Raw genomic sequence first — 25,010 nt, 5'->3', positions numbered from 1 at the left:
GGCACCGCCTTCTCCCCTAGTGCACCACGTCCGGTGCTCGTCCTGGTTCGGACCCGGGCCGGTGGGGGGTCACTCGGGCTCCACCCGCATCGCGGCCTCCTCGGCGGTGTAGCCGCCGCCGTCCGGGCCCACCTCCTCCGCGATCAGCTCGGCCTCGGTGTCGCCCCGGACGCCCTCGTCCGGCTCGACCAGGCGGCCCGCGCGCCGCGGCTCGTCCCACACCGTCCCGGACGGCTCCTCGGGCTGGGCGGACCAGTCGTCGTCGAGGTCGTCGTCGGGCTCGAAGCGCGTGTCGAGGTCGGAGCCGACCCCGAGGCCGTTCTCGGCGTCCTCATCGGACGGCGGGCCGTCGGGGATCTCCGGATCCAGACCGCGCTCGTCCAGGCCGCGCTCGTCCACGCCTCGCGTGCCCGTCGCGGCCTCCTGCTCGCCGACGCCGAACACCGGCTCCTCTTCGGGGACCTCGCGCCGCAACCGGCCCTCCAGGGACTCGCCCTGGCTCTGCTCCTCCATCGTGGTGCCGAAGTCGTCCACCCCGATCGGCCGGTCCCCCGGCAGCGGCGCCTCCTGGGGATCGACCGCCCACTGCTGCTGCGGGGTGCCGTCCTGCAGGTCGGGGATCCCCTCGTCCTCGAACCGTGAATGCGGGTCACGTGCGTTCACGACCGCGCCCCCTCTCCCCCTGGCCGGGTCACCTGCCGGCGATCATCATCTGCCGCATCCGGCCCTACCCGCCTCCGCGGCCCGAAACATGGCGACCCGGACCCGTGACCGGTGTCCAGGTCCAGCCAGACCGTCTTGCCGCGGCCGCTCGGCGAGTTGCCCCACGTCGTGGCGAGCCGCCCGACGATGATCAGGCCGCGGCCGTGCTCGGCGACCGCGTTGGTCTCCTCGGAGGCGGTGATCGGCGCGGGCACGGCGGGGTGGGGGTCGGTGTCGCGGACCTCCAGGTGGACTCGGTCGGGGTACTCGCGCAGCCGCACCTCCACGTCGCTGTCGGCGTGGATCAGCGCGTTGGTCACCATCTCCGAGGCCATCACCTCCAGGTCGTCGGACAGCTCGTCCAGGCCCCATTCGCGCAGGTGGCGCCGGACGAACCTGCGGGCGGCCCCGACGCCCTGCAGATCGTGCCGCTGGATGGCCATGCGGTCGATGCGGCGGCGCTCGCCGCACGGGTCGCCCTCGTAGCGGGCGAGCAGGACGGCGATGTCGTCGCGGCGCACCTCGTGGTCCGGCGCGACGGCGATGAGACGGTCGGCGAGCCGCTCCAGGGAGGCGTCACCGGGCTCCTCGACCGATGCGAGCAGGTCGCGGGCCCCGAGCACCGGGTCGCCGGTGGCCGACTGCGCGAGGCCGTCGGTGTAGAGCATCAGCAGCGAGCCCTGGGTCAGGGGGATCTCGGCCGTGCGGTGCGCCCCGTCGAGCGGGACCCCCAGCGGCACGTTGGGGGGGACGTCGGGCACCGTGACCACGCCGTCCGGCCCGCAGACCAGCGGCACGGGGTGGCCGGCGAGCGCCACCTCCGCGACGCCGGTCTCCGGGTCGATGCGCACGACGCAGCAGGTGGCCAGCAGGTCGGTGTCGAGGTCGGCGAGCAGGTCGCTGGATCTGGCGAGCACCCCGGCCGGGCTGTGCCCCTCGGCCGCGTAGGCGCGCAACGCGCTGCGCAGCTGGCCCATGATCACGGCGCTGTCGATGTTGTGCCCCTCGACGTCGCCCACGATCAGGGCGATGCGGCCGCCGGGGAGGCAGAAGGCGTCGTACCAGTCGCCGCCGACCCCGGCGGAGGTGGGGGCCGACAGGTAGCGGGCGGTCGTGACCACCTGCGGCAGCTCGGCCAGCGTGCGCGGCAGCAGCCTCTTCTGCAGCCCCTGGGCCAGGGCCCGCTCGTTCTCGCCGAGCCGCGCCCGCTCCGCCGCCAGGCCGAGTTGACTGGTCATCATCAGCAGGACGGCGCGCTCACCGGCCCCGAACCGCCGGGGCCGGTCGAAACCGAGGATGAAGGTGCCGACCGGCGCGGCGCTCGGGCCGATCGGCAGCACGGCAAGGGACTGCAGGCCGCCGGCGGTCGTGGACGGATAGTCGGAGCTCAGGACGTCGTCACCGGTGAAGAACAGCGGGTCGCGGTTGCGGATCACGTCGGTGTAAGGAGTGGACCGGGTGAGGGGGACGTCGTGGATCTCCTCCGTCAGATCCATCTGGCAGCCCGTCTGCCCGGCCAGCCGCAGCCGGCCCTCCGCGATCGTGGCCAGGGCGAAGCAGCAGGCGCCGAAGGGCGCCATCACCCGCTGCTCGGCCGCGTGGATGATCTCCGGCAGGCCCCTGGCCTCGTTCAGCATCGCCGAGAGCTTGTACACCTGGTACATCAGCGACATGCCGAACGAGCCGGGGATGCCGGGCAGGCCCCACTCCCGCTCCTGTGCGACGCCGTCGTACAGCGGCATGACCACCGGGGGGCGGTTGGCCCTGATGGACGCGCCCCGCTCGCCCAGGCGGGCCAGGTCGCGGCTCAGCGAGGCGCCCATGCCCCTCAGGCGGAGCATCTCGGCGTCGGGGAGCCCATGCCGGCGAGGAGGCACCCACGCCACGGTGAGCGTCCCGATCGGGCCCTCCTCGGCGATGAGCGGGACCGCGACCACCGAGTAGGCGAAGGGGACCAGCGGCAGCAGCCGCGCGGCGGGGAAGCTCGCGTCCGTGGCGCCCACGCTCACCGGCCGCCCGGTGCGGTAGGCCATCGCCGTGGCGTACGGCCCGTCCACCGACATCCGGTCGGGCATGGTGAAGATCGCGGGAGGGGCGCCGCAGATCACGGTCGCCGCCAGGTGCCGCCCCTCGTCGTCGGGCAGGTAGACCGCCCCCGAGTAGGCGTCCATGTCACGCACCGCCCGGCTCAGGGCCGCGCCGATCAGCACGTCCCGCCCGGTGCCGGCCGTCGGCGGGACATGAGGGACGTGCCTGCGGTCTTCGAGCGTGGCCCGCTCCCTTGCTCTGCTGCGCGAGGACGCCCGCGCCTGGTCGGTGCTCTGGCGCGATCCGGTCCCGCGGGCGGTCGTGCCCCGGTTCCGCGTTCCCGCCGGGCGTACAAACCACACTCTATCGGCGCAGGTCAGACACCCCACAGCGCACCTGCTGCGAAGGCGGCGAACCACGTCGCGATGCGACGCGTCCAACGCCCTGTACGGACGGCGAGAGGACACCATGGCGCAGGGGCTCGTGAACGGCGATCCGCAGAGGGTGGGCGGATACTGGCTGGCCGGCCGGCTCGGGGCGGGCGGGCAGGGCGTGGTGTACGAGGCCTACGACGCCGAGGGCTCCCGGGTGGCGATCAAGGTGCTGCACGGCCACTCCGCCGACGACGCGGACTCGCGCGAGCGGATGCGCAGGGAGACGGCCGCGGCGCAGCGGGTCGCCTCGTTCTGCACCGCCCGCGTGCTGGCGGCCGACATCGCGGGCGAGCGGCCCTACATCGTCAGTGAGTACGTCGAGGGCCCCGACCTGCGCAGGGCCCTCGCCCGGGGCCGCCGGTTCGCCGGGGGCGACCTGCACCGGCTGGCCACCGCGATCGCCACGGCGCTGGCGGCGATCCACGAGGCGGGCGTCGTGCACCGCGACCTCAAGCCGGACAACGTGCTGCTCGGCCCGGACGGGCCCCGGGTCATCGACTTCGGCATCGCCCGCACCCTGGACATGTCGCTGACCGCCACCGGCCAGACCGCCGGCACCCCGACGTACATGGCGCCGGAGGTGTTCGGGGGGACGCGCGCCGGGATGCCGGCCGACGTGTTCGCCTGGGGGGCGATCGTGCTGTTCGCCGCGACCGGCGCCGATCCGTTCATGGCCGACAACATCGGCGCGGTCATGCACCGGGTCCTGTCGATCCATCCCGACCTGGACGTGCTCCCTCCGTCGCTGCGCGGGCTGGTGGGCGCCGCCCTGGCCAAGGACCCCACCGCCCGGCCGACCGCGCCCGAGCTGTTGCTCGCGCTGGTCAGCGGGGACGGGCGGCTGGACATGGCCCGGCTGCTGGTGGAGGGCACGCGCACCGCCGGCGGCATGTCCCGGCGGCCTGCCGGGGACCCCTCGCTCGGCACCATCGCCGAGGAGACCTACGAGACGCTCAGCCCGGCCGACCGCGAGCTCGTCCCGGAGATCTTCCTGCGCCTGGTCACCGTCGGCGACGACGGCGAGCTCCTCGCGCGGCGGGTCCCGCGCGAGGAGATCATCGGCGGGCGTCCGGCTCCGGAGGCCGAGGCGGTCGAGCGCGTGCTGGGCGCGTTCTCCTATCTGGTGCGCGCGGGCGCCGAGGAGGTGGCCTTCACCCGTCCCGCCCTGCCGCACGCCTGGCCGCGCATGCGCGGCTGGGTCAGGGCCGACCGCGACGGCCTGCCCGCGCACCGTGAGATCGCCACGGCCGCGCGGCGGTGGCACCTGCAGGGGCGCAAGGAGGGCGAGCTGATGCAGGGCGGGTCCCTGGAGCGCGCGCTGGGCTGGGCGGCCACCGGTCGCCGCCACATCACCCTCACTCCCGTCGAACGCGACTTCCTGGACGCGGGGGCGGCGCTGACCCGGCGCAGGGCCCGGCGCGGCAGAGTCGTGACGGCCGTGATGGCCGTGCTGCTCGTCATCGCCCTGGCGGCGACCACGGTCGCGGTGTGGCAGATCAGAGTGGCCGCGGCCCAGCGCGACGAGGCCGAGGCACGCCGGATCGCCGTGGTCTCCGAAGGGCTGCGCGGCACCGATCCCGTGCAGGCGATGCTGCTCAGCGTGGCGGCCTGGAAGCTCAGCCCGGTTCCCGAGGCGAGGGCCGCGCTGACCGGCTCGCTCGCCCAGCGCGAGGTGCGGGTCTTCCAGGACCCGGCCGCGGACGCGGTCCGCCGCCTCAGCGACGACGGCCGGGTGCTGGTCAGCATCTCGCGCGGCGTGGCCCGGGCCTCGGACGTCCGCACCGGCGCCCCGGCCGGCGCGGTCGTCAAGATCGGCGAGGCCGACGGGCGGATCATGGACGCCGCGGTCAGCCCGCGCGGCAGGGTGCTCGCGGTCGCCATCGAGGGACGCGACGTACGGCTGTGGGATCTGCGGACCGGGCACGCGCTCCCCCATACCTACCCGCTCGGCGCCGCGAGCACCCACCTGGGCGTCACCCTGACCTACGGCCGGTCCGAGCACCTGCTGGCCGTCTCGCTCGGCGAGGGCGAGACGGTGTGGAACACCGCCACCGGCCGCACGTCGGCGGGCGGGATGTGCTGCGGCGCGATCGCCACCCCCGACGGCACGGCCGTGATCAGCGCGGGCCCGCAGAGCACTCCCGTCGTTCGCACCACGGTGCCGGGCGGGCGGGGCACCACCCTGATGGCCTCGTGCCCGCAGTGCTGGTACCGGCCGGCGCTCAGCGAGGACGGCCGGACGCTCGCGATAGGGAACAACGGCGCCATCGGCCTTCACGACCCGGTGACGGGCGCGCAGCACGACCTGATCATGGAGGGCTGGAACGGAGGCGATCTGCGCTTCTCCCATGACGGGACGCTGCTCGCCTCGGTCGCCCCGGCCGGCGTCCAGGTCTACCGGGTCGCGGACCGCGCCCTGGTCATGGAGCACGTGGTCGCGACGGACGGGGCCCGGCTCGCGTTCGATCCCGACGGGCGCACGCTGCGCTACCTGGACGGCGACACCGTCGTCAGCCTGGACCTGACAGGTCTGTCCGGCGCCACCACCGGTCACTGGGCCGCGATGAGCTCCGACGCGCGGATGCTGGCCTACCGCGATTCGGCCACGGGAGAGTTCGGCCTCGCCCGGGCCGACACCGGCGGACCCGCCGGCCGGCGGCTGTTCTCGACGCGCCCCGGAGGGCTCTACACCCTCGGCACCGCCTTCAGCCGGGACGGGCGGCTTCTCGCGGTGGGCGGCGACGACCCCGACGATTCCGGGATCACCGTCTGGGACACCGCCACCCGGGCCCGCCGCGCCCGGCTGACCGGGCTTGCGTCCTACCCGGACGCGATGGCGTTCGCCCCCGACGGCCGCCACCTGGCCGCCCTGGTGCGTACCGGTGAGCCGCGGACCGGTGACCAGATCATGCTGTGGGACCTGCGCGACGGCCGACGGCTGTGGCGGCTGGACCGCCAATCGGCGGCCGAGATCGGCTTCACGCCGGACGGCAGGGCCGTCGTGCTGCGCGCCGAGGACGCCCGCGCCGTCGACGTCGCGACCGGCCGCCCGGCGGGGCCCGTCACCCTGGGGGACGACGCCCGCCAGACCCGGCTCACCGGGGGCGGCGCCCTGTACGCGCTCGGCGACGCCGAGGGGCGGCTGACGCTGTGGACGCCCGGTTCCGGCGGCCCGGCGAAGCTGATCCTGCAGGGGCCCACGCGCGATGTGACCGCCGTCGCGGCCAGCCCGGACGGTCGCCTGATCGCCACGGTGCAGGGAGGCCGAACGGGTTCGGTGGCCCTGTGGGACCGCGCGACCGGGGTGCTGCTCGGCCGCCCCGTCGTCGAGCGGATCAACGCCGTCAGGGAGGTCGCCTTCTCCGCCGACGGGCGCCGGCTGATGGTCCTGGACGACCAGGGCGGCTTCGCGGTCCAGCCCATCGCGCCCGATGCGCTGGCGGCGGCCGCCTGCGCCCGCGCGGGCCGCGACCTGACGCCCGGAGAATGGGCCGCCCAGCTCCCTGGCCTCCCTTACCGCCCCACCTGCCCGTCCGCCGCGTCCCCGCGCTGAGCCGGCCCCCGCCGAGGAGGCGTGGTCAGTGGGGCGCTCGGCGCACTTGGTCGAGGTCGGCGAGGAGGGCGTCCAGCCGCCCCGGGTCGGCGATGTAGGCCAGGACCGCGTGGTCGAAGGCGGCGGCCATGGTCTGCGGCATGGAGTCGGAGGCGTCGAAGCGCACGGCGCCGGCGGCGGTGAGCGTCTCGGCGATCCGGCGGGAGAGGGCGTCGGGATAGGCGTCGACCGGGACCGACCGGTTGAGCGAGATCGCGCCGCTCGCCGGGCGCCGGATCCACGTCTCCTGGGCGGCTCGCGTCGTCAGATGGGCGAGGAACCTGCGGGCGGCGGGGGTGTCGCGGAACATGCCGAGCAGGTCCGCCGCCACCTCCTCCGCCCGTCCCTGGCCCGCACCGCTTCGCCCGCCGTCGCCCTGCCCATCCCCCTGCCCGTCGCCGTCCTCGCCGTCGGCGGGGGATCCGTTCCGCTCGTCACCCGAAGGGAAGGGGATGAAGTCGAAGTCGGGCTCCGGACCCGGCGAGGCGTTCCCCCTGCCGAGGGCCTGGCCGTAGAACGCCGTGATGAACGACCCCTGGTGGTCGAGGAAGCATTCCGGGGGCGTGACGAACATCCGCGTCCCGGCCCGCCCGAAGTTGGTGAGCAGGATGCGTCCGCGGTCGCCGGACTGGGCCACGACCGACCCGAACGCCTGCCAGGCCTGTCTCACGGGCGCGGAGGTCCACGGCAGCGTCCCCGCGACCCACTGGTCGTACACCCCCGGCCCCGACCGGTGGAGCAGGAGGTCCTCGATCCAGTCGGTGCCCGGCCAGCCGGAGTTGGCGGTGTCCTCCACCCCCATGCACCAGGGCCGCCCGCCGGAGGACCCCAGGCCGGACGCGACCCGGGTCAGCTCCTTCCAGGTCAGGCCGGGCGTGGTCAGCCGGATACGGGCGTCCGCGGGCAGCTTCCCGGGGGCGTACCAGATGATGCTCTTCAGAGCCGCCTTGACGATGACCGCGTAGGAGTGCCGTTCGCCCGTCGGGCCGGGGACGACGGTGAGGTCGCCGACTCCGGCGCCGTACTGGCCGCGCAGATCGGACGCCTTCAGCGCGTCGTCGACAGGACGCAGCACCCCCGCCGCGGCGTAGTCGCGCAGCTCGCCGGGCGTCGCCAGCACGGCGAGGTCGGGGGGATTGCCGTTGTGGATCTCGCTGCCGAGGACGGACCTCGCGTCGCGCGTGCCGGTGTAGTCGACGTGGATCCCGGTGGCCTGCTCGAAGCCGGCGAACATGGCGCGGAACGCCTGCTCCTCCTGGCCGGTCCACGGGCCGAGCACCGAGATCGACTCGCCGCCGCCGGACCGGCCGCAGGAGAGGGCCGACAGGCAGCAGAGGAGCACCAGCGCCGGTCCTAATCGCCTGATCATCCCGGCCTCCTCAGCCTCGGAACTCGTTGAGCCGCAGCCGCAGCCCGGCGGTGGCGAGCACGGCGACGGCGACGGCGCCGATCGGCAGGCCCGCCATCAGCCCGCCCGAGTCCAGCGCCCGCGCCATCAGTGTGTCGAGCCGCGCCCGGGCGGGCTCGGCGGCCGTCAGGTCCGGTTCGGCGGAGGCGACGCGGGAGGCGTTCGCCCGCAGGGCGGCCGTTCCGAGGTCCGCCCGCCGGATCTGGGTCTGCCAGACCTGGCTCAGCGCCGGCAGTGCCTGCCGTTCGGCGGACCTGAACGCCTGGTGGCCGCCGTTCAGGGCGAGGGTCGTCCAGATCGCCAGAACGCACAGGACCAGGGTGGCGGCCAGCAGCGGCGGGTTGATCGTCCGCCGGAACGCGCGGGACAGGAAGACCTGGACGCGGAGCAGGTGCCCCAGGAGCACGCCGGCCGCCAGCAGGGCCACCAGCGGCGTGCCGGGGTCCACCCACGGCGAGGTGTGGCTCCGCTCGATGGCGCGGCGGTTGAGTTCCGCCATGTCCTCGATGCGCGACAGAAGCCCGCCGGGGCCGTGCAGCAGGTTGGAGGAGTAGGTGAGATAGGCGTACCCGAGGTCGTCGGCGCCCTGCCGGTAACTGGCGTCGGCCTGCTCCACCAGGCCCTGGTAGGTCACCAGTTGGCCGTTGACCGCGAGAAGCGCCTGGCGGCCCGCCGTCCCGGTCGTGTCCAGCTCGGCGAGGCGGACGAGGTTCTCACCAGCGGTCGTGATGTCGTCCCGGTACCGCCGGCCGGGACCGGTGAGCTTGACCTCCCCGCCGCGGAAGCTCTGCCAGGCGGCGCGGTCGGTGTCCGACAGCGCGGCGTGGGCGGCCAGGGAGGCCAGCAGCGCGGGGTTGGCCTCCTCGGCGGCCGAGGCGATCGTCGCCCGGCTGCCGAGCAGCAGTGTCGTCGCCGCCAGCCAGACCGCGGCGGTGAGCACGAGGGTCAGCGTGACCATCCGCCGTAATCGCCGATAGGTGTCGCCCATCCCGACACCCTGCACCTGATCCACTTCGGCGCACAACCCGAACGCCGCGATGGGCGGCGGCCGCGGGCACGTAGGTCATCCGGCGGGTCGTCCGGCGGGTCGTCCGGCGGGCTGCGCCCGGCTCTCCTCGGCGGCGAAGTACCGGGCGCACAGCCGCAGGCGGCGGGCGTGCCAGACCATGAAGGTGCCGAGGAAGAGCTGGACGACGCTGCGCCCCACGTCCTCCCAGCGGTCGCGCACCCGCATGGCGGCCATGAGGGCCGGGCGCGGCCGCGACGGTGACGCCGCCCGCGGGGTGACCAGGCAGGGACCGCGGTTCGGCAGCGACCGGGTGTGGCCGGCCGAGGTCGCGAACGCGTAGCGGCCGAGCAGCTCCCTGACCACGCCCTGCACGGTCAGCGGCGCCAGGTGCCAGGCGGGGCAGGGGCGGTTCGCCGCCACCCCGAACGGGATGTAGGTCGGGCGCTCCTCCCGCCACGGGTCGAAGGTGTCCGGGTCGGGGTATCCCGAGCGCTGGTAGCGCAGGTAGTCGAAGCACAGCACCGACCCCGCCGGGATCACCGGGATCGTGGGGTCGTCCAGCGTGATGTCGGCCGAGGTGACGCGGTGGGCGATCCCGAAGAGGGGGAAGATCCGGAAGGTCTCCTCGATGACGTGGGCCAGCAGCTTCTCGTCGGTCACCGCCTGTTCCTGGATCTCCCGGTGCCGCGCGAGCATCATCAGCACGTGCGCCGTCGCCTCCGAGCTCTGCACGACGGCGGTGGTGAAGAACGTCCCGTGCAGGTACAGCGCCCGCTCCCGGCGGGAGAACGGGCCGGGCAGCTCGTGCGGCACCTCGTCCAGCACGCTTTCGAGGTGGTCGGTCAGGCGGAGCCTGCGCCGCATGTGCCGCAGGCCGGAGCACTTGAGCGCGGTCACGACGTCGTCGGCGTTGGCCACGATCATGCGGCGGACCTGCTCCGGGCACTCCCGTCCGAAGACCACCCGGTAGTACAGATCCGCCCAGACGGGCATGACCAGGTCGCGCAGCCGCACCAGGCCGATCCGGCCGGGCAGCGCCGCCTCCACGCTCCGGACGGCCAGGTCGTCGGCCGTCCGGCTGGGCATCCGCAGGATGCGGCGCGTGCAGCGGGCGACCTCCTCGTAGCGCGGCCCGGGTTCCAGGTGCTCCTGGTGCAGCTCGGGGCCCGGGGACAGCCAGTACCAGAACAGGTCCGACAGCGCCGCGCCCTTGCTGCGGCCGTTCGCGGCGGGGTGGGAGTAGAGCTCCATGAACCGGGACGGGCCTAACCGGCCGCCGGGCACGGTGATCCCCTCGGCCCCGTTGACGCGGGCGAAGATCCAGACCCGCAGGGCGACCACCGTGCGGGGCAGCCAGTACGGCAGGCTCAGGAACACGACCAGGACCGAGATGGCGACGATCATGGGTCTCCTCATCTCCGGGACCAGTTATACGAAAACAACCGATTCGCGAGATTCGTTGAATCTTCACATTAATTGTGAATCTTGGCGAGCGCCGGGACTCGTATAACCGGCATGGACCATGTCGGCACCGGCGCTGTGACGCGCGAGACGCCGCCGGTGAACCTCCGCGAGTTCGAACCGGCCGCCCGCGCCCGGCTCGACCCGGCGCACTACGACTACTTCGCGGGCGGCGCCCAGGACGAGATCACGGTGGCCGCCAACGAGGCCGCCTTCCGCCGCCGCGCTCTGGTGCCGCGCGTCCTGCGCGGCCAGGGGCCGCCCCGGCTGGAGGTCACCGTGCTGGGCGAGACCGCGTCCATGCCCGTCCTGCTCGCGCCGACGGCCTTCCACCGGCTGGCCCACCCCGACGGCGAGCTCGCCACCGCCCGCGCCGCCGCCGAGGCCGGCGTCATCATGATCGCCGCGATGCTCTCCACGGTCACGATCGAGGAGATCGCCGCCTGCGGGCCGAAGCTGTGGTTCCAGCTGTACATCCAGCCGGACCTGGGCTTCACCACGTCGCTGGTCCGGCGGGCGGAGGACGCGGGCTGCCGCGCGCTCGTCGTCACCGCCGACTCCCCCGCCCTGGGGCGCAACGAGCGCGGCGACCGCAACGGCTTCCACGACCTGCCGCCCGGCATGTACTGCGCGAACATGGTCCAGAAGGGTCAGCAGGGCCGGGATGACGAGGTGCGGCAGGTCGCGCTGTCCCCGGACCTGTCCTTCCGGCACCTCGACTGGCTGCGCCGGACGACCTCGCTGCCGATCGTGCTCAAGGGCGTGCTCCACCCGGCGGACGCGCGTCTCGCCGTCGAGCACGGCGTGGACGCGATCGTCGTGTCCAACCACGGCGGCCGCCAGCTCGACACCGTCCCCGCCTCGCTCGACCGGCTCCCCCTGGTCGCCGACGCCGTACGCGGACAGGTGCCGCTGCTGCTGGACGGCGGCGTGCGGCGCGGCACCGACGTCGTCAAGGCGCTCGCGCTCGGCGCGGACGCCGTGGCGATCGGGCGGCCCGCGCTGTGGGGGCTCGCGGTCGCGGGCCGGGCCGGCGTCGAACGGGTCCTCACCCTGCTGCGGAACGAGCTGGCCAACGCCCTGACCCTGTGCGGCGCGGCCTCCCCCGGCGACGTGACCGGCGACCTGCTCGACGGCGTTGACCTGAAATGACCGACGACCTGCTCGACGGCATTGAGGTGAAGCGACCGGCGATCTTCTCGACGGCGCGCGGCGGAAGTGACCGGCGACCTGCTCGACCACGTGGAACTGAAGTGGCCGACCTCATCCCGCCTCCGGCGGCCGGTCCTCGCCGGGAACCGCGAGGCTCCGGCGCAGCCGGGCCAGGCCGCGCCGGATGCGGGTCTTCGCCGTCCCCAGCGGTATCCCCTCGCGCTCGGCGATCTCCGCGGCCGTGAACCCGTAGCCCACCGCCAGCACGACCAGCCTGCTCTGCTCGGGCGGAAGCCCTTCCAGCTCCAGCGACAGCCGCTCGGCCCCTTCGCGGTCGGCCGCCTCGGCGGTCGCGGGGGGCCGGGCCGCGATGCCCCCGGGCTCGACCGGCAGGTCGCGGCGGTGCCGGACGGCGTCCACCGCCGCGTTCCTGGTGATCGTCAGCAGCCAGGTCGCCCCGTGCCCGCGCCGCGCGTCGTAGGTGGCCGCGTGCCGCCAGGCCCGCACGAAGGCGTCCTGCGCCACCTCCTCGGCGAGCCCCGGGTCGCCCACCACCCCGAGCGCCAGCCCGTACACCCGCGCGTGGAACCTCCGCACGAACACGGCCGTCGCGTCCTGGTCCCCCGACGCCATGCCCTCGATGAGCGACTCATCGGACATCTGCATGATCGCTCCGACGCGCCCGCGGCCACGCCGGTTCACCCCCATGCCGCCCGCGTGGCCCCGGCCCAGCAGGGCGAGGCTTTCGCGGTGAAAGGTTCACGTCCAGAACAGCACGGCGTCCAGAACAGCACGGCGCCGGAAATGACGATGGGCACCCCCGTCAAGTGAGAGTGCCCAGGCCACCGGCCATTGCCGTGGTGCGCCGCCAGGGACTCGAACCCCGGACCCGCTGATTAAGAGTCAGCTGCTCTAACCAACTGAGCTAGCGGCGCAGAACGCAGCTCAAGATTAGCGCACCTTGTGGACCGCTTCGTACCTGTGGGACCGGTTAGAGTAGAACAACATTCGGGTCGATGACGGGAGTGCCGATGACGTCGTGGTTCGCCTCACCCGCCGACGCCGGGGAACGGCTCGCCGCGGCGGACTACCTGGCCGGCGACGAGGTCACGACGCCGGTCTTCCTCGCCGCCGCGCTGGGCAAGCCGCTGCTGGCCGAGGGCCCGGCCGGGGTCGGCAAGACGCAGCTCGCCAAGGCCGTCGCCCAGGCTGCCGGGGCCGAGCTGATCCGGCTGCAGTGCTACGAGGGCCTGGACGAGGCCCGGGCGCTGTACGAGTGGAACTACAAGAAGCAGCTCCTGCGCATCCAGGCCGCCGGCGGGCAGGCGTGGGAGGACACCCACGACGACATCTTCAGCGAGGAGTTCCTGCTGGAGCGGCCGCTGCTGAAGGCGATCAGGCGCACCGGACCGGCCGTTCTGCTCATCGACGAGATCGACAAGGCCGACGTCGAGGTCGAGGGCCTGCTGCTGGAGATCCTGTCCGACTACCAGGTGACGATCCCCGAGCTCGGGACGATCGCCGCGACCCGCAGGCCGTTCGTCGTGCTGACCTCCAACGCGACGCGCGAGCTGTCGGAGGCGCTGAAGCGGCGCTGCCTGTACCTGCACCTGGACTACCCCTCGCCCGATCGCGAGCGGGACATCGTGCTCGCGCAGGTGCCCGGCATCGCGGCCTCGCTGGCCGAGCAGCTCGCCCGCACGGTCGCCACGCTGCGCGCCCTGGAGCTGAAGAAGTCGCCGTCGATCGCCGAGACCATCGACTGGGCGCGGACGCTGCTCGCGCTCGGACGCGCGGACCTGGACGAGGCCACGACGGCCGCGACGCTGGGCGTGGTGCTCAAACACGCCACCGACCAGACCCGCGCGGTGAAGGAACTGGGGCTCACCGAGTGACGCCGCTGCTGGACAGGCATGTGCGGTTCCTCGCGGCGCTGCGCGGGACCGGGGTGCCGGTGTCCCCCGCCGAAGGACTGGACGCGGCCCGCGCCCTCCAGGTGATCGAGATGACCGATCGCGAGGCGCTGCGCGAGGCGTACGCGGCGACGCTGGTCAAGCGCCCGGCGTACCGTCCGGCCTTCGACACGCTGTTCGACCTGTGGTTCCCGCCGGTCACCGGCGGCCCGCGCCCCGCCGCCCGGACGGGCGGCGACGGCCCTGACCTGGAGCGGGCCGAGGTACCCGAGCTGCGCGAGCGGCTGGCCGAGCTGCTGGCCGCCGACGCGGGCGCCACCGGCGACCCGGCCTTCGGGGAGTTCGTCCGGGCCATGGTGGAGCGGTTCGGGCGCCAGCAGGCCGCGCCGGGCCGGCAGAACTGGTTCTCCTACTCGGTGCTGCGCGCCCTGTCCCCCGGCACGCTGATGGCCGGGATGCTCGCCGGGCTGCTGCGCGGGCAGGAACGGAGCGGCCTGGCCGAGAAGCTCGCCCGCCGGCGGCTGTCGGACGGCATCGCCGGCTTCGAGGAGGCCGTCGCCGCGGACGTGCGCCGCAGAATCGCCGAGGAGTCCGGCATCGACAGGATCGCCAGGTCCGCGGTGCGGCCGCCGGTGGACCAGATCGACTTCCTGCGGATCACCAAGGCCGACCTCGCCCGGCTGCGGCGCGAGGTGCACCCGCTGGCGCGGCGCCTGGCCACCCGCCTGACGATCAAGCACAGGCACGGCGACCGCGGCCGGCTGGACTTCCGGCGCACGGTGCGGGCGTCGCTGAGCACCGGCGGCGTGCCCGTCGTGACCCACATGCGGCCCCGGCGCCCGCACAAGCCGGAGCTGGTGGTGCTGTGCGACGCCAGCGACTCGGTGTCGGCCTTCTCGCACTTCACGCTGCTGCTGACCTACGCGCTGCGCGAGCAGTTCGCCAAGGTGCGCGCGTTCGCGTTCGTGGACACGGCCGACGAGATCACCCGCTTCTTCGCGCCCGGCGCCGACGTCGTGGAGGCGATCACGCGGATGACCCGGGAGGCGGACATCACCCGCTTCGGGCGCAGCGACTACGGGCGGGCGCTGGAGAGGTTCGCCGAACGGTACGCCGACGCCATCACCCCCAAGACGTCCCTGCTGATCCTGGGCGACGCGCGGTCGAACTACCAGTCTCCGGCGCTGCCGGCGCTGAAGGAGCTCGCGGGCGCCGCCCGGCACGCGTACTGGCTCAACCCCGAGCCGCGCGCGCAGTGGGACACCGGCGACTCGGTTGCGGGCGCCTACGGCGGCGTCGTGCCCATGCATGAGTGCCGCAACGTCGCCCAGCTCACCGCCTTCATCGAGGAACTGGCCTAACCGCCGGCCTCGCCGAGCAGACGGCCCGGACCTCCGCGCAGACGGCCCGGACCTCCGCGCAGACGGCCCGGACCTCCGCACCGGACGCCGCTCCTGGTGGAAGTCCCCTGAACCGGCGCCTCGGTCGGAAGCCGCCTGGACCGGCGCCTTGGTCCGGAAGCCACCTGAACCGCGCCTCGGTCGGGAAGCCGGCCGCGGCCGCGCCGCGTCAGGACATGCGCCGCAGGATGCGCGCGGCCGTGCGGGCGAGGACCTCGACCTGCTCCTGCGACAGGTCGACGTGCGCGTCGCCGAGGATCCACCGCGCCGCCTTACGAGGCAGGAACAGCGTCAGGCCCTCGGCGCTCACGAACGGGGGCTTCACCCGCCCGCCGTGGACGGCCAGCAGGGGCGTCACCGCGATGGGAATGCCCGACTCGCGCGACAGCATCTCGGCCATGGTCGTGGCGGCGTCCACGAGTCCCTTGGCGACCGAGGTGCCCGACCGCTCACCGAAGAAGAGCTTGCCGCCGTAGGCGGCGATGTGGGTGTCGGGGGGCCACGCCTCGTTGTCGACGATCCACACCCCGCCCGGGCCGATCACCAGGTGGTCGATGGACGCCTTGCCCGGCACGGCGCGCCCGTCGAGCACGCGGTACCCGTGCTTGCCGAGCCCGCGCCGCAGCAGGCGGCCGGTGCGGACGGCGCCGCTGCGCTTGCCGCGCCAGACGGCGGTGGCCTCGAACATCCGCCAGGAGACGAAGGCGTCGACCACCCATACCGCGCCGCCGCCGAGCAGCCCGATGAGGAAGGGCAGCGGGAAGGAGCGGTAGAAGGCGAGAGCGGTGAACAGGATGAGGCCCGCTCCCGCCATGAAGTGGCGCCGGCGGCGGCGCTCCGACCTGGTCTCGCGCCACCGGAGCTCGTACATCACCGAAGGTGTGCCCCACTTGAACTTGTCGTCCTGCGGCACGTAGATGGACCCATTGGGCACCGGAAACCCCCACGATTTCGGGCTCAGTCGACTACGTTATGGAGTACCCAACCCGGGGCTCCAACTTTCCCAAGGTAACGGAATTAGCACACCCGCGACACAGCATGGACGCGGAAGTTATCCGGACCCGGGTAAATCAGCACGCCAGAAGACGCCATGTCCCCCATCAGTTGACCGACCAGTCGGTACGCTGGGTGTCATCGCGATTCAGGGGAGGCGTGCGAGATGGCGCGCAACGGGGCCCGGCGACCGGCCACCACGACACAGGACAGGCCGGGCGAGGGCGTCCGGCCGGACGAGCCCGTACGGCAGCGGCTGATCGCCGAGGCGACGCGGCTGTTCGCCGAGAAGGGGTTCGAGAGCACGTCGGTGCAGGAGGTCGTCGCCGCCGCCGGGGTCACCAAGGGGGCGATGTACCACTACTTCACCTCCAAGGATGACCTGCTCCAGGAGATCTACGCCCGCGTGCTGCGGCTGCAGATGGAACGGCTCGACAGGTTCGCGGACGCGCCCGGGCCGATCGCCGACCGCGTGCACGCCGCCGCGGCCGACGTGGTCGCCACCAGCATCGAGAACCTCGACGACTCCAAGATCTTCTTCCGGTCGATGCACCAGCTCGCGCCCGAGACCCAGAAGGCCGTGCGGGCGGAGCGGCGCCGCTACCACGAACGCTTCCGCGACCTGGTGGACCAAGGCAGGCGCGTCGGCGTTTTCCGCGCCGACGTGCCGGCCGACCTCGTGGTCGACTTCTTCTTCGGCTCGGTCCACCACCTCGGCACCTGGTACCACGCCGACGGCCCACTGTCGGCCGCCGAGGTCGGCGGCCACTTCGCCGACCTCCTCCTCGCCTCCCTGCGCCCCTGACCCCCACAAACTCCCCCGCCACCCCTGACGCGGCGGCCACGGCGCGGATCCCCATCCGACATGTGGCCGAGGTCGGCGGCCACTTCGCCGACCTCCTCCTGCCCTCCCCGCGCCCCTGACCCCCACAAACTCCCCCGCCATCCCCGATGCGGCGGCCACGGCGCGGATCCCCATCCGACATGTGGCCGAGGTCGGCGGCCACTTCGCCGACCTCCTCCTCGCCTCCCCGCGCCCCTGACCCCCACAAACTCCCCCGCCATCCCCGATGCGGCGGCCACGGCGCGGATCCCCATCCGACGTGTGCTGGATGTGATCGGCGCCGGGTCGGCGGGTCGTGGTACGGCGAGGCCGGCGCCGCCCGTACGGCGCCCCGCCCGGCGACCGTCAACGGACAGCCGCCCACCAGCCTTCGCGGCTTCAGGCGCCCTCCTCCTGAACGCTCAGACGGCGAGCGGGGCGGGGAGGTCGGCGAGGCGGGCGAGGGCGTCGCGGTGGTCGCCGGGAGTGCCGAGCGCGATCTGGTCCGCCTTGGCGCGCTTGAGGTACAGGTGCAGGGGATGCTCCCAGGTCATCCCGATGCCTCCGTGCAGTTGCAGGCACTCCTCGGCCGCGTGCACGGCCACCGGCCCGCACCACGCCTGCGCCACCGCGACCGCCATGGCCACCTCGGCGTCCACGGCCTCCCCGGTGTCCACGGCTTCCATGGCTTCCATGGCTTCCATGGCCTCGACGGCCTGGTCGTGGGCCCGCCCGTCCTGCCCGGCGGCCTCCGCGGCGCCGGCCGCCCCGGGGCCGGTCACCTGCGGCCGGGTGGGCCGGTCGTCGCCGGCGCCGGCCCGCGTCGCGAGCGCGTCGGCGGCGTTGCGGGCCGCGGCGCGTGCCTGCACGATCTCCATCCACAGGTCGGCGAGCCGGTGCTTCAGCGCCTGGAACGAGCCGACCGGCCGGGCGAACTGGTGCCGCTCCTTGACATAGGCGAGGGTCGTGGCCAGGCACCACTCGGCCACCCCGAGCTGCTCGGAGGCCAGCAGCCCCGCGCCCAGCGCGAGGCCCGCGCGCAGCGGCGCGAGGCCGGCGGCGACCGGCCGGCCCGGCGCGCCGTCGAAGGTCACGGTGGCGACCGGCCGGGTGAGGTCGAGCGAGGTGACCGGCTCGACGACGGCGTCCGCCGCGTCGACCGCGTACAGCGCTCCGGAGGCGGGGACGACCAGCACGTCGGCGCCCTCGGCCCCCGCGACCGCGGTGACCCGTCCGGTCAGCCTCCCCCGCTCGGCCCGCACCCAGGCCGGGCCCGGCGGGTACGGCGAGGCGGCGAACGAGACGGCGAGCGCGGCCGTGCTCTCCCCCGTCGCGAGGGAGGCGAGCAGGTCGCGAGCCTCGCCGGCGCCGGAGGCCACCAGGGCGCCGGTCGCCATGACGGCGCTGGTCAGGAAGGGCACCGGGGCCACCGCGCGGCCGAGCTCCTCCAGCACGACCGCCGCCTCGCGGGCGGAGGCGCCCGCGCCGCCGAGGTCCTCGGGGATGAGCAGCCCGGCGGCGCCGATGTCGCGGGCCAGCGCCTTCCACAGGTCGGCGTCGTGCCCCGGGGCGCTCTCGGCGCGGGCGAGCACCGCGGACGGCGGGCGCCGGTCGGCCAGCAGGGCGCGGACGGCCGCCCGCAGCTCCTCCTCGACCTCGGAGTACAGCAGTGTCATCGGGTCGCTCTCCACCTCTGGTTCGCCGGGCGTGCGGTCATCGCGGCAGGTCCTTCCAGGGCACGTTCTTGTCGGCGCGGGGCTCGGAGGGCAGGCCGAGGACGCGCTCGGCGATGATGTTGCGCAGGATCTCGGAGGTGCCGCCCTCGATGGAGTTGCCCTTGGCGCGCAGGTAGCGGTAGCCGGGCCCGCGGCCGAAGAAGTCCACCGTCTCCGAGCGCCGGAAACTCCAGTCGTCGTACAGCAGGCCCTCCTCGCGCAGCATCTCCACCTCAAGGCCCGACAGCGCCTGGTTGAGGCGGGCGAAGGCGAGCTTCATGCCCGACCCCTCCGGCCCGGGCGTCCCTACGGCGAGCTGTTCACGCAGCCGCACCCCGGCCAGCCGGGTGACCTCGGCCTCGACCCACAGGTGCAGCAGGCGCTGGTGCAGGTCGTGGGTGCGCAGCTCAGGACGCTCCCGCCAGGTGTCGGCGACGACTCCGACCACGCCTCCGCCGCGCCGCGCGGGCGAGCCGCCGATGGCGACGCGCTCGTTCATGAGGGTCGTCTGGGCCACCCGCCAGCCGTCCCCGACCTCGCCGAGGCGCAGGTCGTCCGGCAGCCGGACGCCGGTGAGGAAGACCTCGTTGAACTCGGCCTCGCCGGTGATCTGCCGCAGCGGCCGCACGTCGACGCCGGGGGCGTGCATGTCGCACACGAAGTAGGTCATGCCCCGGTGCTTGGGCACGTCCGGGTCGGTGCGCGCGACCATGATGGCCCAGCGGGCGTGGTGGGCGCCGGAGGTCCAGACCTTCTGCCCGTCCACCACCCACTCGTCGCCCTCACGGACGGCCCGGGTGGCCAGGGTCGCCAGGTCGGAGCCGGCGCCGGGCTCGCTGAAGAGCTGGCACCAGATCTCCTCGCCGGTCCACAGGGGCCGAAGGAAGCGCTTCTTCTGCTCCTCGGTGCCGAAGGCGAGGATCGTGGGCGCCGCCATGCCGAGCCCGATGGCCATCTTGCCGACGTCGATCTGCGGGGTGCCCGCCAGCTCGGCCTCCACCACGGCCTGCAGCTCGCGGCGCGCCCCGAGGCCGCCGAGGCCCTCGGGGAAGTGCACCCAGGCCAGCCCGGCGTCGAACCGCGCCCGCAGGAAGTCCGGCGGTGCGGTCGCGGCCGGGTCGTTCTGCGACAGGAACGCGCGCACCCGTTCCTTGATCGCCGCCTCGTCCACGGTCACTGAGACAGGTCCCTTCGTCGGTCGCCGAGCCGTCGTCGGCTCGGCCGGTCGGTCGGTCGGTGGGTGGGTCGGTGGGGCGGTGGGGCGGTGGGGCGGTGGGGCGGTGGCCCAGCAGGTCACTGAGCCGGCCGGGCGCCCAGCGGGTCGGTGAGCCGGTCACTCAGCGGGTCACTGAGAGGCGGGCGGGGTGTGCTTCTTGAGCTCGCGGCGGGCCAGGGAGCGCTTGTGCACCTCGTCGGGACCGTCGGCGAGCCGCAGCGTGCGGGCCGCCGCCCACAGGCCGGCCAGCGGGAAGTCCTGGCTGACGCCGCCCGCGCCGTGCACCTGGATGGCCTTGTCCAGGATCCACTCCACCTCGCGGGGTGTGGCGATCTTGATGGCCTGGATCTCGGTGTGCGCGCCCCGGTTGCCCACCGTGTCCATCAGCCAGGCGGTCTTCAGGACCAGCAGCCGCAGTTGCTCCACCTTGACCCGCGACTCGGCGATCCAGTCCTGGACGACGCCCTGCTGGGCGACCTGCTTGCCGAAGGCGACCCGCGACAGAGCGCGGCGGCACATCAGCTCGATCGCCCGCTCGGCCATGCCGATCAGGCGCATGCAGTGGTGGATGCGGCCCGGCCCGAGCCGCGCCTGGGCGATGGCGAACCCGCCGCCCTCCTCGCCGATCAGGTGGTCCACCGGCACGCGGACGTCCTCGAACAGCACCTCGGCGTGGCCGCCGTGGTCGCCGTCGGTGTAGCCGAAGACGTGCATGCCGCGCTTGACGGTGATGCCCGGGGTGTCGCGGGGCACGAGCACCATGCTCTGCCGCCGGTGCTCGGGCCCCTCCTCGGAGGTCTTGCCCATCACGATGAAGATGGCGCAGCCCGGGTTCATGGCCCCGGACGCGAACCACTTGCGGCCGTTGATGACGTACTCGTCACCGTCGCGTGCGATGGAGGTGGCGATGTTGGTGGCGTCGGAGGAGGCGACCTCGGGCTCGGTCATCGCGAACGCCGACCTGATCTCGCCGTTGAGCAGCGGCTCGAGCCAGGTCTTACGCTGCCATTCGCTGCCGAACATGGAGAGGACCTCCATGTTGCCGGTGTCGGGCGCGGCGCAGTTCGTGGCCGCCGGGGCGATGCGCGGGCTGCGTCCCATGATCTCGGCGAGCGGGGCGTACTGCAGGTTGGTCAGCCCGGCGCCGTGCGCCCCCGGCAGGAAGAGGTTCCACAGGCCCCGCTTGCGCGCCTCGTCCTTGAGGTCCTCCAGCATGGGCGGAGCGGTCCAGCCGCTCTCCGCCGCCTGCCACTCGAAGGCCTCCTCCGCCGGGTACACGCATTCGTCCATGAACGCCAGCAGCCGTTCGCGCAGGTCCTCGGTGGTGTCGTCGTAGGCGAAGTCCATCAGCCCTCCAGTGGCGTGAGCGCGTACGGGAAGTCCATCTGCGGCACGTGACCTCAGCCTTCCAGGGACGCGAGCGCGCGCAGCCCGTGGGCCGCGAGCGGCGCGACGTGCCCGCCGATCTCGCCGAAGCCCTCTCCGACGGTCAGCCCTTGGGTGTAGCGGAAGTGGATGCCCTCGGCGATCACCGCGAGCTTGAAGCAGGCCAGGGCCAGGTACCAGCCGAGCCCGGTGACGTCCAGGCCCGCGCCGGCCGCGTACCGCTCCGCCAGCGCGGGCGCGGCGGAGACCAGGGCCGTGCCCGCCTCCGGCCGGCCGCCGGTGTCGAGCGCGGCGAAGTCGCCGTACAGCAGGAACAGGGCCAGGTCGGTGAGCGGGTCGCCGAGGGTGGACATCTCCCAGTCGAGCACGGCCCGCACCCGGCCGCCGGCGATCAGCGTGTTGCCCAGCTTGAAGTCGCCGTGGACGATCGCGTGGCGCTGAGTGAGCGGCACAGCGCCCGCCAGGCGGTCGTACAGGTCGTCGATGCCAGGGATCTCGCGGCTGCGGGAGGCGTCGAGCTGCCGCTTCCACCGCTTGACCTGGCGCTCCAGGAAGCCCTCGGGGCGGCCGAAGTCGGCGAGCCCGACGGCGGCCGGGTCGAGGGCGTGCAGCCGGGCCAGGATGTCGGTCAGCTCGGCCTCGATAGCCGGAGTCGCCGGGGGCTGGCCCCCCTCGACGTACTCCATGACGTAGAAGGGCGCCCCGATCACCTCGGGGTCCTCGCACAGGTGGTACGTGCGCGGCACGGGGACCCCGGTGTCGCGGAGCGCGGTCATCACGCGGTACTCCCGGCCCATGTCGTGCGCCGTGGCCAGGACGTGCCCGAGCGGCGGGCGGCGGACGACGAACCGGCGCCCGCCGTCGCGCACGAGATAGGTGAGGTTCGACCGGCCTCCGTGGATGACCTCGGCGGCCAGGCCGCCCTCGGCGAGCCCGTGCCGGCCGAGATGGTCTCGCAGGCGGCCGAGATCCAGACCCGGCGGGCCGGTGTCGATCTGTGCGGACATCGCGCTCCCCACTCGTCCCAGTGCCTGGAGCGTACCGACCGGACGGTATGCCTGTCGACCGCTCGCCGGACCTCGCCGCGCGCGACCCTCGTCCTGCGTGCGGACGGCCCGCGCCCCGCCGGTCCCGGCCTTCAGCCTAGAGTCAGACGCCCCGCCGCCAAGTGGTCTCCGGGAATCCGCCCCCGGTGGCCCTGTCGGCCAGACCACTCCGGCGGCCACACTTCACAGCATGACCGCGAGAATGCCCGATCCCACCACCTTGACCGGCCGTTTCGTCCGCCTGGAGCCGCTCGGCCCCGAGCACATCGCCGGCCTGCACGCCGCTGGCGGAGGCGACGACGACGTCTGGCGCTGGCTGCCGGTGGCGACGCCCCGCACCGAGCAGGACATGCTGAGGGTCGCGCAGTCCTTGATCGAGAACCCGGGCATCGTGCCGTTCGCCGTCATCCTGCGCCGGACCGGCGAGCCGATCGGCTCGACCACCCTGGGCGACGTGCCGGGATTCGACGACAGCCTGGAGATCGGCTGGACCTGGTACGGAAGAGCCTATTGGCGCACGGCCGTCAACACCGAGTGCAAGTTGCTGCTGCTCGGCCACGCCTTCGACAAGCTCGGCCACAACCGCGTCCTGCTCAAGACCGACGTCCTCAACATCCGTTCACAGCGGGCCATCGAGCGCATCGGCGGCGTGTACGAGGGCACGCTGCGCCGGCATCGGCGGCGCCCCGACGGCACCTGGCGCGACACGGTCCATTTCAGCATCCTCGACGACGAATGGCCCGCCCACCGGGAACGCCTCGAACAAGCCCTCGACCGCCCCTGAGGACCCGCCCGGGCCGCAGCTCGCCGCCCCACATGGGGAACGACGGCACGCGAAGATCGACAGAGGCGGGAGCGCCCGCGGGGCCGACGCCGTGCCGGGGCTCATGCGTACGGGTCCGTGGGCCGACGTTGTGCCGGGGCTCAGGCGAGCATGCCGCGGAGCAGCTCCCGCATCCCCGCGCGCAGATCCTCGGGCGTGGGGACGGCTCCGGCGCCCGCGATCGCGTCGAACAGCACTCCTTCCGCGAAGGCGACAAGCTGGCCGCCGTGCCGTACGGGGTCGCGGGAGCCGGCCGCGGCGAGCACGGCCGTGGCCACCTCGCGGAAACGGCGCCCCGCCGCGTCGTACACCTGGCGCAGTTCAGGACGGCGGATGGCCTCCAGGGCGAGTTCGTAGCGGGCGAGCGACGTACGCCGCCCCTCGGTGAGCTGACGGTGGAGCAGGCCCGCCATCAGGTCGGCGAGCTCCTCCGGCGAGCCCATCACACTGGAGCCCGAAGGCCCGTCGGTCGCCGGAGGGACGGCGGTGAAGTACCCCTCCTCCAGTTCGGTCAGCCGGGCGAGGGTGAGCGCGAGGAGCGCGGCGCGGGTGCGCGCGAGGTTGGACGTCGAGCCGAGCGGCAGACCCGCGGCCTCGTCCACGGCGCGGTGCGTCAGGCCGCGCATCCCCCGCTCCACCAGCAGCGTTATGGCCGCCTCCGCGATCAGTTCCTCCCTGCGCATGGGCCCAGACTACACATGTAGTAACGTAACTACAGGTGTAGTTGAAGGAGGGGAAATGTCCCATGCGGTAGTGATCGGCGGCGGGATCGGCGGCCTGAGCGCCGCCGTGGCGCTCGCCCGCAAGGGCTGGTCGGTCACGGTGTGCGAACGAGCGCCGTCGATCGAACCGGTCGGCTCGGGCCTCGCCATCGCGCCCAACGCGCTCAGGGCCCTGGACACGATCGGCGTGGGCGACGAGGTGCGCGCGCTGGCGGCGTTCCAGGGCGAGGCGGGCATCCGCACCCCCGACGGCCGGTGGTTGCTGCGCACCAGCGCCGAGGCCGCGCTGGCGCGGTTCGGCGAGCCGACGGTGATCCTGCTCCGCGCCACGCTGGTCGACCTGCTCGCGCGCCGGCTGCCGTCCGGCGCGCTGCGCCTGGGCACCGACGTCCACGGCGTCGGCCCTGAGGACGGAAGGGTCTCCACCAGCGCCGGCGACCTGCGGGCCGATCTGGTGGTGGCGGCCGACGGCATCGACTCCGCCGTCCGCCGCTCGCTGTTCCCCCGGCACCCCGGTGCTGTGCACGCCGGTGTGACGAGCTGGCGGCTCCTGGCCGACCGGCCGGAGGGCGAGTTCCGCGGCAGCGAGTCGTGGGGGCGCGGCCAGGTGTTCGGCATCACGCCGCTCGCCGGCGGCCGGGTGTACTCCTACGCCACCGCCCCCGTCCCGCCGAGCGGCACGAGCGCGAACCACCACGACAAGGGCGGCGGGGACGCCGGGACGCGCAAGGCCGAGCTGCTGAGGCTGTTCGGCGACTGGCACGACCCGATTCCCCGGCTGATCGAGGCGGCTCCCGAGGAGACGATTCTGCGGCACGACATCCGCTGCCTGGTCGCTCCCCTGCCCGCCTTCCACTCCGGCAGGGTGGCGCTGCTCGGGGACGCGGCCCACGCGATGACCCCGAACCTCGGCCAGGGCGCCTGCCAGGCGATCGAGGACGCGGTCGTCCTGGCCCACCTCGCGGGCGACCTCCCCGCCTACACCGCGGCCCGGCTGCGCCGCACCAGCACCATCATGCGCAGGTCGCGCACCATCTGCCGCGTGACCCGGTGGTCCAACCCCCTGGCCGTCCGCGCCAGGAACGCCGCCATGGCCCTGACCGGACGCCTCGGCGACGACCTCACCCTGCGCCAGTTCCAGGACGTCTTCACCTGGCGCCCACCCGCCTGACCCGCTCAGCCCGAGC

Annotated in this window: 19 protein-coding genes and 1 tRNA gene; 7 read left to right on the top strand and 13 right to left on the bottom strand. The window is 73.7% G+C overall.

Annotation, left to right across the window (positions count from 1 at the left end):
• Nucleotides 1–69 precede the first annotated feature (69 nt).
• Nucleotides 70–663, bottom strand: a complete 594-nt coding sequence (locus tag ABZU32_RS15980) for a DUF5709 domain-containing protein (RefSeq protein WP_354848367.1) — start codon at nt 661–663, stop codon at nt 70–72.
• The gene (locus ABZU32_RS15975) at nt 660–2,912 is read right to left on the bottom strand and encodes a SpoIIE family protein phosphatase (protein WP_354922572.1); all 2,253 of its coding nucleotides are present in this window, start codon (nt 2,910–2,912) and stop codon (nt 660–662) included. The genes ABZU32_RS15980 and ABZU32_RS15975 overlap by 4 nt, the downstream gene beginning before the upstream one ends.
• 286 nt (nt 2,913–3,198) lie before the next feature.
• On the opposite strand from ABZU32_RS15975, the gene ABZU32_RS15970 reads away from it, so the two are divergent.
• Nucleotides 3,199–6,717: a WD40 repeat domain-containing serine/threonine-protein kinase gene (locus ABZU32_RS15970; RefSeq protein ID WP_354922569.1), complete on the top strand. Its 3,519-nt coding sequence runs from the start codon at nt 3,199–3,201 to the stop codon at nt 6,715–6,717.
• Nucleotides 6,718–6,742: 25 nt separating this feature from the next.
• On the opposite strand, the gene ABZU32_RS15965 is transcribed toward ABZU32_RS15970, so the two are convergent.
• From ABZU32_RS15965 to ABZU32_RS15955, 3 genes are all read right to left on the bottom strand, one after another.
• Nucleotides 6,743–8,125 carry an ABC transporter substrate-binding protein gene (locus tag ABZU32_RS15965; RefSeq protein WP_354922566.1) on the bottom strand — a complete coding sequence of 461 codons (1,383 nt, stop codon included), beginning with the start codon at nt 8,123–8,125 and terminating at the stop codon, nt 6,743–6,745.
• A 10-nt stretch (nt 8,126–8,135) separates the two neighbouring features.
• Nucleotides 8,136–9,152, bottom strand: coding sequence for a hypothetical protein (locus ABZU32_RS15960; RefSeq protein WP_354922563.1), 1,017 nt, complete (start codon nt 9,150–9,152; stop codon nt 8,136–8,138).
• Nucleotides 9,153–9,227: 75 nt separating this feature from the next.
• Nucleotides 9,228–10,577 carry a cytochrome P450 gene (locus tag ABZU32_RS15955; protein WP_354922560.1) on the bottom strand — a complete coding sequence of 450 codons (1,350 nt, stop codon included), beginning with the start codon at nt 10,575–10,577 and terminating at the stop codon, nt 9,228–9,230.
• Between the two features lie 111 nt (nt 10,578–10,688).
• Between ABZU32_RS15955 and ABZU32_RS15950 the strand changes: the two genes are divergently transcribed.
• Nucleotides 10,689–11,786, top strand: a complete 1,098-nt coding sequence (locus tag ABZU32_RS15950) for an alpha-hydroxy acid oxidase (protein ID WP_354922557.1) — start codon at nt 10,689–10,691, stop codon at nt 11,784–11,786.
• A gap of 111 nt (nt 11,787–11,897) precedes the next feature.
• Here the strand turns inward: ABZU32_RS15950 and ABZU32_RS15945 are convergent, their stop codons facing one another.
• Together ABZU32_RS15945 and ABZU32_RS15940 are read right to left on the bottom strand one after the other, a co-directional pair.
• Nucleotides 11,898–12,452, bottom strand: a complete 555-nt coding sequence (locus tag ABZU32_RS15945; RefSeq protein ID WP_354922555.1) for a sigma-70 family RNA polymerase sigma factor — start codon at nt 12,450–12,452, stop codon at nt 11,898–11,900.
• Nucleotides 12,453–12,644: 192 nt separating this feature from the next.
• Nucleotides 12,645–12,721: transfer RNA gene (locus ABZU32_RS15940), tRNA-Lys, on the bottom strand.
• A gap of 96 nt (nt 12,722–12,817) precedes the next feature.
• On the opposite strand from ABZU32_RS15940, the gene ABZU32_RS15935 reads away from it, so the two are divergent.
• Both ABZU32_RS15935 and ABZU32_RS15930 read left to right on the top strand, forming a co-directional pair.
• A complete protein-coding gene (locus ABZU32_RS15935; protein ID WP_354922552.1) occupies nt 12,818–13,681 on the top strand; it encodes a MoxR family ATPase in 864 nt (287 codons plus the stop codon).
• On the top strand, nt 13,678–15,060 hold the full coding sequence (locus ABZU32_RS15930) for a VWA domain-containing protein (RefSeq protein ID WP_354922549.1): 1,383 nt from the start codon (nt 13,678–13,680) through the stop codon (nt 15,058–15,060). The genes ABZU32_RS15935 and ABZU32_RS15930 overlap by 4 nt, the downstream gene beginning before the upstream one ends.
• A gap of 208 nt (nt 15,061–15,268) precedes the next feature.
• Here the strand turns inward: ABZU32_RS15930 and ABZU32_RS15925 are convergent, their stop codons facing one another.
• Nucleotides 15,269–16,033 (bottom strand): nuclease-related domain-containing protein, encoded by a 765-nt coding sequence (locus tag ABZU32_RS15925; protein ID WP_354848339.1) that lies wholly within the window; start codon nt 16,031–16,033, stop codon nt 15,269–15,271.
• A gap of 225 nt (nt 16,034–16,258) precedes the next feature.
• On the opposite strand from ABZU32_RS15925, the gene ABZU32_RS15920 reads away from it, so the two are divergent.
• Nucleotides 16,259–16,897 carry a TetR/AcrR family transcriptional regulator gene (locus tag ABZU32_RS15920; RefSeq protein ID WP_354922546.1) on the top strand — a complete coding sequence of 213 codons (639 nt, stop codon included), beginning with the start codon at nt 16,259–16,261 and terminating at the stop codon, nt 16,895–16,897.
• Between the two features lie 440 nt (nt 16,898–17,337).
• On the opposite strand, the gene ABZU32_RS15915 is transcribed toward ABZU32_RS15920, so the two are convergent.
• From ABZU32_RS15915 to ABZU32_RS15900, 4 genes are all read right to left on the bottom strand, one after another.
• Nucleotides 17,338–18,591 (bottom strand): acyl-CoA dehydrogenase family protein, encoded by a 1,254-nt coding sequence (locus tag ABZU32_RS15915; RefSeq protein ID WP_354922543.1) that lies wholly within the window; start codon nt 18,589–18,591, stop codon nt 17,338–17,340.
• A gap of 37 nt (nt 18,592–18,628) precedes the next feature.
• Nucleotides 18,629–19,807 carry an acyl-CoA dehydrogenase family protein gene (locus ABZU32_RS15910; RefSeq protein ID WP_354848330.1) on the bottom strand — a complete coding sequence of 393 codons (1,179 nt, stop codon included), beginning with the start codon at nt 19,805–19,807 and terminating at the stop codon, nt 18,629–18,631.
• 168 nt (nt 19,808–19,975) lie between these two features.
• Entirely contained in the window at nt 19,976–21,193 is a 1,218-nt protein-coding gene (locus ABZU32_RS15905) for an acyl-CoA dehydrogenase family protein (RefSeq protein ID WP_354848327.1), read from the bottom strand.
• Between the two features lie 53 nt (nt 21,194–21,246).
• Entirely contained in the window at nt 21,247–22,239 is a 993-nt protein-coding gene (locus ABZU32_RS15900; RefSeq protein WP_354922540.1) for a phosphotransferase family protein, read from the bottom strand.
• Nucleotides 22,240–22,468: 229 nt separating this feature from the next.
• On the opposite strand from ABZU32_RS15900, the gene ABZU32_RS15895 reads away from it, so the two are divergent.
• Nucleotides 22,469–23,062, top strand: a complete 594-nt coding sequence (locus tag ABZU32_RS15895; protein ID WP_354922537.1) for a GNAT family protein — start codon at nt 22,469–22,471, stop codon at nt 23,060–23,062.
• Nucleotides 23,063–23,202: 140 nt separating this feature from the next.
• Here the strand turns inward: ABZU32_RS15895 and ABZU32_RS15890 are convergent, their stop codons facing one another.
• Nucleotides 23,203–23,784: a TetR/AcrR family transcriptional regulator gene (locus ABZU32_RS15890; RefSeq protein WP_354922534.1), complete on the bottom strand. Its 582-nt coding sequence runs from the start codon at nt 23,782–23,784 to the stop codon at nt 23,203–23,205.
• A 55-nt stretch (nt 23,785–23,839) separates the two neighbouring features.
• Here ABZU32_RS15890 and ABZU32_RS15885 point away from each other — a divergent pair, with 55 nt between their 5' ends.
• A complete protein-coding gene (locus tag ABZU32_RS15885; RefSeq protein ID WP_354922531.1) occupies nt 23,840–24,994 on the top strand; it encodes an FAD-dependent oxidoreductase in 1,155 nt (384 codons plus the stop codon).
• Nucleotides 24,995–25,010 lie beyond the last annotated feature (16 nt).

It is taken from the genome of Sphaerisporangium sp. NPDC005288, assembly GCF_040607475.1.
In the GTDB taxonomy this organism is placed as follows: Bacteria; Actinomycetota; Actinomycetes; order Streptosporangiales; family Streptosporangiaceae; genus Sphaerisporangium; species Sphaerisporangium rhizosphaerae.
Note: the sequence above shows the minus strand (reverse complement) of the source record. Positions and strands in the feature narration are given on the sequence as shown.

What these genes read in the sequence shown, in the direction of transcription:
- ABZU32_RS15970 (WP_354922569.1), top strand. Translation starts at nt 3,199, where the DNA reads ATGGCGCAGGGGCTCGTGAACGGCGATCCGCAGAGGGTGGGCGGATAC.
- ABZU32_RS15965 (WP_354922566.1), bottom strand. Translation starts at nt 8,125, where the DNA reads ATGATCAGGCGATTAGGACCGGCGCTGGTGCTCCTCTGCTGCCTGTCG.
- ABZU32_RS15960 (WP_354922563.1), bottom strand. Translation starts at nt 9,152, where the DNA reads ATGGGCGACACCTATCGGCGATTACGGCGGATGGTCACGCTGACCCTC.
- ABZU32_RS15955 (WP_354922560.1), bottom strand. Translation starts at nt 10,577, where the DNA reads ATGATCGTCGCCATCTCGGTCCTGGTCGTGTTCCTGAGCCTGCCGTAC.
- ABZU32_RS15950 (WP_354922557.1), top strand. Translation starts at nt 10,689, where the DNA reads ATGGACCATGTCGGCACCGGCGCTGTGACGCGCGAGACGCCGCCGGTG.
- ABZU32_RS15945 (WP_354922555.1), bottom strand. Translation starts at nt 12,452, where the DNA reads ATGCAGATGTCCGATGAGTCGCTCATCGAGGGCATGGCGTCGGGGGAC.
- ABZU32_RS15935 (WP_354922552.1), top strand. Translation starts at nt 12,818, where the DNA reads ATGACGTCGTGGTTCGCCTCACCCGCCGACGCCGGGGAACGGCTCGCC.
- ABZU32_RS15920 (WP_354922546.1), top strand. Translation starts at nt 16,259, where the DNA reads ATGGCGCGCAACGGGGCCCGGCGACCGGCCACCACGACACAGGACAGG.
- ABZU32_RS15915 (WP_354922543.1), bottom strand. Translation starts at nt 18,591, where the DNA reads ATGACACTGCTGTACTCCGAGGTCGAGGAGGAGCTGCGGGCGGCCGTC.
- ABZU32_RS15905 (WP_354848327.1), bottom strand. Translation starts at nt 21,193, where the DNA reads ATGGACTTCGCCTACGACGACACCACCGAGGACCTGCGCGAACGGCTG.
- ABZU32_RS15900 (WP_354922540.1), bottom strand. Translation starts at nt 22,239, where the DNA reads ATGTCCGCACAGATCGACACCGGCCCGCCGGGTCTGGATCTCGGCCGC.
- ABZU32_RS15895 (WP_354922537.1), top strand. Translation starts at nt 22,469, where the DNA reads ATGACCGCGAGAATGCCCGATCCCACCACCTTGACCGGCCGTTTCGTC.
- ABZU32_RS15890 (WP_354922534.1), bottom strand. Translation starts at nt 23,784, where the DNA reads ATGCGCAGGGAGGAACTGATCGCGGAGGCGGCCATAACGCTGCTGGTG.
- ABZU32_RS15885 (WP_354922531.1), top strand. Translation starts at nt 23,840, where the DNA reads ATGTCCCATGCGGTAGTGATCGGCGGCGGGATCGGCGGCCTGAGCGCC.